Below are 9,988 nucleotides of genomic sequence, written 5' to 3' on the forward strand. Positions count from 1 at the left end.
GTCGACAAGATCAAAAGCCAGCTGGACGCGCTCGACATGCCAATCGAATATCGCGGCTATGAAGCTAGTGACACTGCTGTTAATAGTGATAGCAGTTCAGACGATTCGGCGGATGGCGGTGAGTGATCGCCAGCCCGAGCCGGGTCAGGGCTTTGACATAAAAGGAGAATGGAATGTCTATTGATGGAACTTATACTTGTGTGACGAAATCCCCGATGGGAGACCAGACTTCGGAATTTACCATTGTCACCGACGGTGACACGTTCACCGGTGTCAACGCTGGCGCCATGGGGTCGATGGATGTTGAAAATGGCAAGGTCGATGGCAATCACATCACCTGGGAAATGAACATGACCGTTCCCATGCCGATGAAACTGGAAGGCGATGCGACGATCACCGACGGTCAGCTGGCCGGTTCGGTAAAAGCAGGTGCCTTTGGTGAAATGGCGATGACCGGCACCAAGAAATAATCGATTTTCAGATTAAAAAAAGGGCCGCTTCCCAATCGGGTAGCGGCCCTTTTTTTGTCTGTTTTCAGTTCGATCTAGCGAACCACAATGCTCACTGCGCGGCGATTTTGCGCCCAGGCACTCTCGCTGGAAGCGAGCGCTTCTGGCCGTTCCTTGCCATAGCTGACCGTGGTCATCCGGGACGGGCTGACACCCAGCGAAGCGAGATAGTTTTTCGCCGCATTGGCACGGCGTTCGCCCAGCGCGAGGTTATAGTCGCGGGTGCCGCGTTCGTCGCAATGGCCTTCGATGGTGATCCGCGCGTTGGGATTTTGCGCCAGCCATTGGGCCTGACTTCGCAATATCGCCTGATCCCGCTGGTCGATATTGAAGCGATCGGTGTCGAACAATACCCGGTCGGACATGGTGTTGGCCAGAAAATCACCCTGCGAACCAGGGCTATAGCCCGGAGCAACAGGACCGGTCGGTGTGGGGGTAGGCGCTTCGGTACCCATCGGTGCCGGCGGCAATTCTTCGGGTGGTTTCTTGGCACAACCAGCCAAAACCAGGCTGGCGGTAATCAGGAGGGGGGTCGCATATTTGATCATCATATTGCTCCTATTTGAATTAGCCCTTCGGCCAGATATAGTCTTTTTTCAGTGACTTGTCGCGTCTCTAATTCACGGCAGCAATGGTCCCCATGCCGGATCCGAGCCGTTCACCGGAGTCGGCAATTGCCGTTCGTTGCCGCCGGTAAGGTCGACTTGCCAGATACCGGTGCCGCCGCTTCCCTTGGTGGTCCGGAAAAACTGGATCACCCGGCCATTGGGAGCCCAGGTCGGCGCTTCGTCCTGCCAGCTGTTGGTCAGCAACCGCTCGCCGCCGCCGCTGGGTGTCATCACGCCGATCCGGAAATTGCCCGCCATCTTGGTGAAGGCGATCAGGTCGCCGCGTGGGCTCCATTCCGGCGTGGCAAAGCGCCCGCCGCCAAAGCTGATTCGCCGTTCATTGCCGCCATCAGCGTTCATGACATAGAGTTGCTGGCTGCCCGAGCGGTCGCTTTCGAAGACAATCTGGCTGCCGTCGGGAGAGAAGCTGCCGCCGATATCGATGCCAGGAGAAAAGGTCAGCTGCTGCGGTCTGCCGCCGCCCGCTGCCGACACTTTGTAAATATCGGTATTGCCGGCAATGGCCATGGAATAGAGGATCCATTTGCCATCTGGCGACCAGCGCGGTGCAAAGGTCGGGTTGGTGCTCTGGCTGATCAGCCGCTGGCGGCCGGTGCCGATTTCGTAAATATAGATGCGCGGATTGCCATCGAGAAAGCTCAGATAGACGATGCTCTTGTAATCGGGCGAAAATCGCGGGGTGAGGGCCGTGGCCTGGCCGTTGGTGATGAACCGGTGATTGGCACCGTCGCTGTCCATGATCGCCAGACGTTTGATCCTATTACCCTTGGGACCGGTCTCGGCAATATAGGCGATGCGGCTGTCAAAAAACGGGGATTCTCCGCTCAGCCGGGAATAGATCGCATCAGCGCATTTATGCGCGGCCCGGCGCCAGTCGCGCGGCTCGACGACAAAGCCCTGGCGGGTGAGTTCGGTTTCCAGCGCGACATCATAGAGATAGCAGCCAACCGTCAGCTTGCCATCAGCATTGGCCCGTATGAAACCCTGAATCAGCGCAGAGGCATTGGTACCGCTCCAATAGGGGAATTGCGGCGCGGTGACTTCCGCATAGCTGATCCCGCGGACCTGATTGCGGCCAATCGGCTTGAACAGGCCGCTTGAACGCAAGTCGCTGACGATGACGTCGCTGATCTTGCCGCCCAGTTCACTGGTGCTGCCAGCGGCCGTATCCACGCTTTGCGGCGTGGGCAGGCCGGGAACGGCAATGACCAGATCTTCCGATGCGCTATTGTCGACATCGACGGTCAGTTGAGCGTGCGCGGTCGCAGTCAATCCAACGCTGGCGATGAAGCCAAGAATGAATGTACGGACATAGGGGGCGGGCGATTGCATGAGTGGTCTCCTAGACGCCAAGATACAGGACAGGTTCGATAACCTTCCATTCGTCATAAAATTTTTCCGGGAATGTTGTGAACGGCGCGGCAAGCTGGACCGCCGCAATGGCGCGTTCCTGATGGATATCGACCTGCGACCGGTTGCTCGGCGTGATGCCGGTTGTGGACGCTGTTGGTGTGCCGATGATCCGGCCGCTGCTGTCGAGACGCGCCGTGACCGTGGTGCGCAAGAGTTCGGCATCGGCACCTGTCGGAGGCCGCCATTTCTGCTTGATCAGCCGGTAAAGCTCACGCTCCAGCGAGGCGACAGCTGCGGGCGAGGCCTTTTCCGCGGAGATATTCTGGTTCCGGCTGACCGAAGGCGCATCGGTAACGCCTTTCAGGAAATCATCGCCCAATCGCGAGCCACGCGGCTTTTCCTGGGGTTTCGGTGACGCTTTGGCAGCGACGCTGGCCGGCCGGTCGGGACGGCGCCTCGGCTCGCGGGAGACCGGGGCGGGCTTGACCGCAGGCGTCGGTTTGGCTTCGGCTTTCGGTGGTTCGGGCAATGGTTCCGGTTCGACAAAGCTGCTCTCTTCCGGCGCACCAAGCTCTGGTGCAACGCTGGTCGCCGGGGTGATTTTGGCGGGATTGGGAGCGGCGCTTTCCAGCCCCACTTCATCGGCAATCATCACTTCGATCGGTTTGTTGCGAAACGCCTCATTGGTGCCGGTCAGGACACTTAAGGATAGCGCGCCGAACAGGGCCAGATGACCCGCAGCCGCTATTCCCAAGCCAATTTTTTCAGCTTTCTCCATATCAGCTGTCCACTATTACGGTGTCTCGGATGAACCTGTAGTGACCAGCGAAACTCGGTTCAAACCCGCCCGGTTCAGCTCGCCCATCACGCCCATGATCAGCCCATAGTCGAGCGTCTTGTCGCCGCGCAACATGATCTGGCGTGGATCTTCCGGATTCTGGTCGGCGGCAATTTCGCGCAATCTTGTCGCCAGAGCGCCGCGGCTCAGCTCTTCATCCTCGATAAAGACGCGGCCTTCACTATCGATCGAAATTTGCACCGGCTCCTGATCCTGTTCCAGTGCATTGGCTCGGCTTTCCGGCAAATCGACGGGCACGCCAGCGACCAGCAGCGGCGCCGTCACCATGAAAATGATCAGCAGCACCAGCATCACGTCGACAAAGGGCGTGACGTTGATCTCGGCCATCGGCGCGCGGCCGCGACTGCCGCCGCGTCTGCCAATCCCTGATCCCATATTCATGCCCATGCTCAGTCTCCCAGCTCCAGTTCGCGGCTGAGCGTTGCATGGAAGCCATCGGCAAAGCGGCCCATCCGGGCCTCCAGCTTGTTCAGACGATGGGAGAAGCGGTTATAGGCAATCACGGCCGGAATCGCGGCAAACAGGCCAATGGCTGTGGCGAACAAAGCCTCGGCAATGCCGGGCGCGACTACCGCCAGCGAACTATTCTGTTCCGCCGCAATCGCCGAGAAACTGCGCATGATGCCCCAGACCGTGCCGAACAGACCGACAAAGGGCGCAACACTGCCGACCGTGGCGAGAAAATTGAGCCGGTCGGCGATCCGGTCCACTTCATGGGCAATAGTCATGTTCATCGCACTGGCCAGTCGCTGTCTTGTACCCTCCCGGTCAATCGGTCCCTTGGAGGTTGAACGGCGCCACTCCTTGACACCGGCGGCCAGAACCTTCGCGCTGGGCAGGGAGGACTGGCCATATTCCTCGAAAAACTTGTCGAGATTTTCGGTTTTGTCGAAAGCCTGCTCGAATTTTTCGGATTTTCGGGCGATTTGGGCGATGTTCATACCGAAGCTGACGATGATCGTCCACGTCCAGACACTGGCCAGCAGCAGGCCGATCATCACCGTCTTGACGACAATATCGGCTTCCATGAACAGCATGAATGGAGAGAAATTGCCGGTGGTCGCCCCCAGAGAAAGTTGGTCTAGCAAGAGATATTATCCTTCATTTCCTATCGGCCTGATCCATGACGCTAGCGAAGGCCTTTGTCCACGCTTTCGGCTGTCGTCTCGGACGTCCGGCGGGGGTAAGAAAAGCCGCGTGAACGGAAGCTGACGTAATATGGTCCGAACCGCGCATGATCGTCTGGTCGATAATCACACTGGCGGCACGCAGTGTCTCGACCGTGCTGACAACGACCAGATCATCATTCAGTTTCGCCGGCAACAGATATTTCATAGTCAAATCGACCACAGCATAGACGCCTTCGCCGCTTTCATAGGCCGCGCCCTGATCCATATCGAGCAGGCGGAGCATGTCGGAACGGGCCCGTTCCATATAGCGCAGATAATTGGCGTGATAGACAATGCCGGAAAAATCGGTGTCCTCGAAATAGATGCGGCAGGCGAAATAATGTTTGCCGCCGACAAAGCGTCCGTCATGCGGTTTGATATCGTCGGGGATGATGAGGGTGGCGTCCATCCAAGGGTATTAGGCGGTTGGATTCGCTGGTGGAAGAGTGAATGTTCAATCCCAATGCATCCGGGCGCAGTTTTGAGTCCTTCTGACGGCAGGATGACAGCGCTGGAATCAGATGTCCCCGCCTTCTGTTTGACTTAACCCGCCTTTGGCCACTCGTCTTCCGACAAGACCGCTCCTGTTTCCAACAGTGACTTCAAATTGCTGAGTACCGCTGGCCAACCTTCACGCACCCCGATATCCATTCGTGATCCCGGCTCGAGTTCGCTATGGGTGATCGTCAATTTGGTGTCGGGCCCGAGGCTGGTCAGCTCGTAAGTAACGCGGGACAGTTTCTCGGGCTGATCTGCGTCCGCGTCAAAGGCCCAGCTCCAGACCATTTTATGCGGAGGATCGATTTCGACAATGTGGCCACGGGTATCGATTTTGCCGCTGCCATCGCTGCGCACATGATCCCACCGCGAGCCCGGCTGCCAGTCGGATTCATTATAATGGCCCCAATAGGCTTTGGTCAGATCCCGATCGATCAGGCCGTTCCAGACTTGTTCTGCGGTGGCCTTGATGAAGATTGTATAGACAAAATCCGGCGCGCATGGCTCGCCGGTTGATGCGCGGGTTTCAATATTTGCAGTTTCATTGGCCGGCACGACGTTTCTCCTCTGGCTGGCTGCTGTTAGAAGGTCTGGAAGCACTTTCGATCTGCTGTTTGAAATCGGTTAGCGCCGCAATCCGGGCATCCTCGAACTTGCCGACCCAGCGATGGACGATATCGCCGAGTGGAACGGGATTGAGATAGTGCAGCTTTTCCCGTCCCTGCCAGTGGACGGAGACGAGATTGGCTGATTCGAGAATATGCAGGTGCTTGGCCACCGCCTGGCGCGACATCGCCATGCCCTGATGCAGGCCGGTCAGGCTTTGACCATTTTTGATGAAAAGCCGGTCGAGCAGAGCGCGGCGGGTTTCATCGGCAAGGGCGGCAAAGACATCGGTCATGCACTTTTATATGCAACTATATGGTTGCATGTTAAGCTCGCAAAAGGCTTCATTGGCCCGAACTTTGATGAACTTTGGATGAAATCAGCGTGCGCAGCTGATGCACAAATGGGCGGCCGGGTCGATTTCGAGGCGCCCATAAGCAATCGGCTCGCCGCATTCGGCGCACCAGCCATATTCGTCTTCGGCGATCCGGTTCAGCGCCATTTCTATTCTCGCCAGATCGCTGATCCTGCGCCGCGCCTCGGCCTGGGCCATTTCCTGCTGCTGCATCGCGTCCATCCGCGACAGCCGCCCGACGCTTTGCTGGTCGAGCTCGACCGGCCCCCGCCAGCTGGCGCCCTCCTTTTCGCGGGCCTTCAGTTCGGCCTGCTGTTCACGCAGCTTGTGCGCAAAATGATCAATCTGCTCGCTGGTCAGTCCGCTGTCCATTGGCCTGTACCTGCCTCAAAGCGGCGGGCATTTGTTCCAGCCAGGGCCTCGGACGGCGCGACCCGGGCGGGCTCCGGTCATTTTGCCGTCGCTTAGCACTGGCTCGCCATTGACCAGCACATGCTGCATGCCGATGGCGAATTGCTGCGGCTGCGCATAGGTCGCGGTATCGGCAATCGTGGCGGGATCAAAAATCACGACATCGGCATATTGGCCAGTGGTCAGACTGCCGCGATCTTTCAGCCCGAGATTGCTGGCTGGCATGCTGGTCAGGCGCCGCACCGCGTCGGCCAGACTGGTGCGCTTTTCCTCGCGGACATATTTGCCGAGCAGCCTGGCGAAATTCCCATAGGTCCGGGGGTGGGTGGAAGATTTCAGGAACACATCGCGAGGGGCCTGGGCACCGGCGTCGGAACCGAAGGACATCCAGGGCAGGGCCGTCTGCCGCGCGACATTGGCTTCATCCATCAGGAAATAGACCACCTGCACACGGCTGCCATCCTCGATCACCAGGTCGAGGGCGGTTTCTGCCGGGCTGGTGCCGCGCATCGCCGCGACCTCGGCCAGCGTTTTGCCGGTCAATGGTTTCAGCTTTTCATTCTTGAATCCGACCAGCATGATTTTGTCGGGACCGGCATGATAATATAGATTTTCCCAGCCATCGGGCTTGCCGCTCATTTCGGCGATCACGCGTGTGCGTATTTCCGGGTCCTGCAGCCGCTTCTTCCATTGCTCATAGCCGCCTTCCTGCACCCAGGTCGGCATCGCCGCATCAAGGCCGGTGGAACCGGCGGTGTAATTGTACATATTGGCGGTGATTCGCTGACCCCTGGCGCGGGCGGCTTCGATTTTTGCGATAACCGCGTCGAGCTTGTCCCAATTGTCCTTGCCTGCCTGTTTCAGATGATAGATTTCTGCGGGACCACCGGATTTTTCCGCTATTTCTATGAGCTCATCAATCGCTTCGAGGACATGGTCGCTCTCGTTGCGCATGTGGCTGATATACATGCCGCCGCAACGCGCCGATTCGGTGGCCAGCGCGATCAGTTCCGGCGTCTCCGCATAGCTGGCCGGTGCATAGATTAGCGAGCTGCCGACGCCCATGGCGCCGTCGTTCATGCCCTCTCGTACCATCGCCCGCATCTTGTCCAGCTGTGCGGCGTCCGGGTCGATATCGGCATAGTCGAGCGTGTTGACCCGCACCGTCGTCGCGCCGACAAATGTTGCGACATTGGGGGCAATGCCGCGCTTTTCGATAAAGTCGAAATATTGATCGAGACTGCGCCAGCTGATCGGATAGCGGATGTCTCCCTGACGACTTTCTTCGGTTCGGGCGGTTTTGTCGGTCAGCGGCGCTTCGGAAAATCCCTCGCCGAACACCTCCAGAGTGACGCCCTGCCGGATATCGCTCTCGCCAGCACCATCGGCGATCAATGCATCGGCGGCCCAACTGAGCATATTGATGAAGCCCGGCGCGACGGCCAGGCCGCGCGCATCAATCACCCGGCTGGCACTGCCGGTGATTTCCGGCGAAACCGCGACAATGCGATCATCGCGGATTGCGACATCGCCGACATAGGGCGCGCCGCCGCTGCCATCGACGATCAGGCCGTTGTCGATCAGGACATCAAAGGACTGTGCCTCGGCGACAGGTTTGATGTCGGTTTCGGCGACCGTCGTGCAGGATGTCGCCAGCAGCAACGCCGCCGATGCCAGCACAGTGCGTATCGGGCGCCGACGGATCACCGGATCAATCATTTTTCGAAAGCAGATCCAGTGCCGCTGCGGTCATTGCCTCGGTCCCCAATGTCACCGATTCTCGCGGCGCGATCTTGAAGAATGGCGAGTGATGCGAAGGCACTGGTGCGCCACCCGCTTTCTCGCGATCAAAATCGGCCTGCGGTGTGCCACCGACCGAGAAATAGACGCCGGGGACATCGGTATTGGGTTCGACAAAATAGGCAAAATCCTCGGCGCCCATGCCCTCGCGCGGTTTGTTGTCGAATACCTCTTCGCCAAAGCGCGCAGCAAACACGCCTTTGACCCGCTTGGTCAGCGCTGCGTCATTATAATTGGCCGGGGTCGATTCATGCGACACCAATACTTCGGGCAGCTTGTCCTCGGGCAGGCCATTCATCCGGCCGACATTGGTAGCAATGCGCTTGATCCCTTCGAGCAGTTTCGCCCGCGTATCCTCGTCATCCGAGCGGACCGTCAGCTGCATCACCGCCTTGTCGGAAATGATATTATGCTTGAAGCCGCTGTGGAACGAACCGACGGTGATCACACCGGGCTTGAGCGGCGCGATTTCCCGGCTGATAATCGTCTGTAGCGCCATGATGATTTCTGCGCCCATCACGATCGGGTCCTTGCCCCGGTGCGGCGATGCGCCGTGCGCTCCCACTCCGTGGACAATGATATCGACGCTGTCGGACGAGCTGCTTTCAATGCCTTCGCCGATGGACAGCTGCCCGGTCGGCGTGTCAGCGGAAATGTGAAAGGCCATGGCATAATCAGGCTTGGGAAAACGGGTATAGAGACCGTCGTCCATCATCAGCTTGGCGCCGCCAATGCGTTCCTCGGCTGGCTGCGCGATCAGCACCAAAGTACCGGCCCACTGGTCCTTCCTCGCCGCCATCTGGTGCGCGGTGCCGATCAGCGAGGTGATGTGCACATCATGACCGCAGGCGTGCATGACCGGCTTTTCCTCGCCGTCGATGCTGACCTGCTTCACGGTCGACATATAGTCCAGTCCGCTGTCTTCCACGAGCGGCAGGCCGTCCATGTCCGCGCGCAGCATAAGGGTCGGGCCTTCGCCATTTTTCATCACCGCGACGACACCGGTTCCGCCGACCTTTTCAGTGACGGTAAAACCCGCATCGCGCCACTTCTTCGCGATGATCCCTGCGGTCCGGGTTTCCTTGTAGGAAAGCTCGGGGTTTTTATGAAAATCAAGAAACAGCGCTTTCAGCTCTTTGTCATAATCCGCTGCGATCGCCGCCGCCAGATCGGGCGAGGTCGAACTATTCTGCGCCGCGACAGGTGCGGTCCAGATCAAGGCGGTTGTGGCGGCCAAAGCCAATAGATGTTTCATGATTTTTCCCCTGTATTTTTTATGCTTATGCCGCGCCCAAACGAAATGCGCAAAGCTTGTTGCCTTCCGGGTCGCGAAAATAGGCGGCATAAAATGCCATCGGGCCTTCATCGCCGCGAACACCGGGCGCGCCTTCGTCGCTACCACCCAGTGCCAGGCCCTTTTGATAGAAAGAATCGACCTGACCGCGGTCCTGCATCTGCAGCGCGATCATATTGCCATTGCCCGGTTGCGCCGCCTCTCCATTATACGGCTTGGTCAGCGCAATCGATGGCGTGGTCATATCGACACCATAAAGGGTGAAGCCGTTTTCCTCCAACTCCATCAGCCGTTTAGCACCCAGTTCTCCGAGCAGCGCATCATAATAGGCGCGCGCCTTGTCGAGATCATTGGTGCCGAGCGTTACATATCCGATCATCACATTTCTCCTCAGCTTTGCACCGGAATTGCCGCAAAATTGGTCTTGCAGACACAGATCTTGTTCTGGTCCGGATCGCGGAAATAGGCACCGTAAAACATGTCCGGTGCGCGCCAGTCGGGATCG

13 protein-coding genes are annotated in these 9,988 nt (G+C 58.4%); 1 reads left to right on the top strand and 12 read right to left on the bottom strand.

Going from position 1 to position 9,988, the window contains the following annotated elements:
• Positions 1–173: 173 nt before the first annotated feature.
• Positions 174–470 (top strand): hypothetical protein, encoded by a 297-nt coding sequence (locus V7665_RS01865; RefSeq protein WP_335662837.1) that lies wholly within the window; start codon positions 174–176, stop codon positions 468–470.
• A 74-nt stretch (positions 471–544) separates the two neighbouring features.
• Here the strand turns inward: V7665_RS01865 and pal are convergent, their stop codons facing one another.
• From pal to V7665_RS01925, 12 genes are all read right to left on the bottom strand, one after another.
• Entirely contained in the window at positions 545–1,054 is a 510-nt protein-coding gene (pal, locus tag V7665_RS01870; protein ID WP_335662889.1) for a peptidoglycan-associated lipoprotein Pal, read from the bottom strand.
• A gap of 75 nt (positions 1,055–1,129) precedes the next feature.
• The gene (gene tolB, locus V7665_RS01875) at positions 1,130–2,470 is read right to left on the bottom strand and encodes a Tol-Pal system beta propeller repeat protein TolB (RefSeq protein WP_335662838.1); all 1,341 of its coding nucleotides are present in this window, start codon (positions 2,468–2,470) and stop codon (positions 1,130–1,132) included.
• 10 nt (positions 2,471–2,480) lie between these two features.
• On the bottom strand, positions 2,481–3,269 hold the full coding sequence (locus V7665_RS01880) for a cell envelope biogenesis protein TolA (protein ID WP_335662839.1): 789 nt from the start codon (positions 3,267–3,269) through the stop codon (positions 2,481–2,483).
• 15 nt (positions 3,270–3,284) lie between these two features.
• Positions 3,285–3,737 carry a protein TolR gene (gene tolR, locus V7665_RS01885; RefSeq protein ID WP_335662840.1) on the bottom strand — a complete coding sequence of 151 codons (453 nt, stop codon included), beginning with the start codon at positions 3,735–3,737 and terminating at the stop codon, positions 3,285–3,287.
• A gap of 2 nt (positions 3,738–3,739) precedes the next feature.
• Positions 3,740–4,387 carry a protein TolQ gene (tolQ, locus tag V7665_RS01890; protein WP_335662890.1) on the bottom strand — a complete coding sequence of 216 codons (648 nt, stop codon included), beginning with the start codon at positions 4,385–4,387 and terminating at the stop codon, positions 3,740–3,742.
• Between the two features lie 64 nt (positions 4,388–4,451).
• Positions 4,452–4,928 (bottom strand): YbgC/FadM family acyl-CoA thioesterase, encoded by a 477-nt coding sequence (locus V7665_RS01895; RefSeq protein ID WP_335662841.1) that lies wholly within the window; start codon positions 4,926–4,928, stop codon positions 4,452–4,454.
• A 134-nt stretch (positions 4,929–5,062) separates the two neighbouring features.
• Entirely contained in the window at positions 5,063–5,572 is a 510-nt protein-coding gene (locus tag V7665_RS01900) for an SRPBCC family protein (RefSeq protein ID WP_335662842.1), read from the bottom strand.
• Positions 5,559–5,918: an ArsR/SmtB family transcription factor gene (locus tag V7665_RS01905; RefSeq protein WP_335662843.1), complete on the bottom strand. Its 360-nt coding sequence runs from the start codon at positions 5,916–5,918 to the stop codon at positions 5,559–5,561. The genes V7665_RS01900 and V7665_RS01905 overlap by 14 nt, the downstream gene beginning before the upstream one ends.
• A gap of 84 nt (positions 5,919–6,002) precedes the next feature.
• Positions 6,003–6,350 carry a TraR/DksA family transcriptional regulator gene (locus V7665_RS01910; protein WP_335662844.1) on the bottom strand — a complete coding sequence of 116 codons (348 nt, stop codon included), beginning with the start codon at positions 6,348–6,350 and terminating at the stop codon, positions 6,003–6,005.
• A gap of 15 nt (positions 6,351–6,365) precedes the next feature.
• Entirely contained in the window at positions 6,366–8,096 is a 1,731-nt protein-coding gene (locus V7665_RS01915) for an N-acyl-D-amino-acid deacylase family protein (RefSeq protein WP_335662845.1), read from the bottom strand.
• Positions 8,097–8,100: 4 nt separating this feature from the next.
• Positions 8,101–9,444, bottom strand: coding sequence for an amidohydrolase (locus tag V7665_RS01920; protein WP_335662846.1), 1,344 nt, complete (start codon positions 9,442–9,444; stop codon positions 8,101–8,103).
• Positions 9,445–9,469: 25 nt separating this feature from the next.
• Positions 9,470–9,862, bottom strand: a complete 393-nt coding sequence (locus tag V7665_RS01925) for a VOC family protein (protein WP_335662847.1) — start codon at positions 9,860–9,862, stop codon at positions 9,470–9,472.
• Between the last annotated feature and the right edge of the window lie 126 nt (positions 9,863–9,988).

Source organism: Parasphingorhabdus sp., from assembly GCF_036964675.1.
Classification (GTDB): Bacteria; Pseudomonadota; Alphaproteobacteria; order Sphingomonadales; family Sphingomonadaceae; genus Parasphingorhabdus.

Excerpts from the sequence above, each read along its gene's own strand:
- tolR (WP_335662840.1), bottom strand. The coding sequence starts at position 3,737 with ATGGGCATGAATATGGGATCAGGGATTGGCAGACGCGGCGGCAGTCGC.
- tolB (WP_335662838.1), bottom strand. The coding sequence starts at position 2,470 with ATGCAATCGCCCGCCCCCTATGTCCGTACATTCATTCTTGGCTTCATC.
- V7665_RS01920 (WP_335662846.1), bottom strand. The coding sequence starts at position 9,444 with ATGAAACATCTATTGGCTTTGGCCGCCACAACCGCCTTGATCTGGACC.
- V7665_RS01925 (WP_335662847.1), bottom strand. The coding sequence starts at position 9,862 with ATGATCGGATATGTAACGCTCGGCACCAATGATCTCGACAAGGCGCGC.
- V7665_RS01880 (WP_335662839.1), bottom strand. The coding sequence starts at position 3,269 with ATGGAGAAAGCTGAAAAAATTGGCTTGGGAATAGCGGCTGCGGGTCAT.
- V7665_RS01865 (WP_335662837.1), top strand. The coding sequence starts at position 174 with ATGTCTATTGATGGAACTTATACTTGTGTGACGAAATCCCCGATGGGA.
- V7665_RS01905 (WP_335662843.1), bottom strand. The coding sequence starts at position 5,918 with ATGACCGATGTCTTTGCCGCCCTTGCCGATGAAACCCGCCGCGCTCTG.
- tolQ (WP_335662890.1), bottom strand. The coding sequence starts at position 4,387 with ATGCTGTTCATGGAAGCCGATATTGTCGTCAAGACGGTGATGATCGGC.
- V7665_RS01910 (WP_335662844.1), bottom strand. The coding sequence starts at position 6,350 with ATGGACAGCGGACTGACCAGCGAGCAGATTGATCATTTTGCGCACAAG.
- V7665_RS01895 (WP_335662841.1), bottom strand. The coding sequence starts at position 4,928 with ATGGACGCCACCCTCATCATCCCCGACGATATCAAACCGCATGACGGA.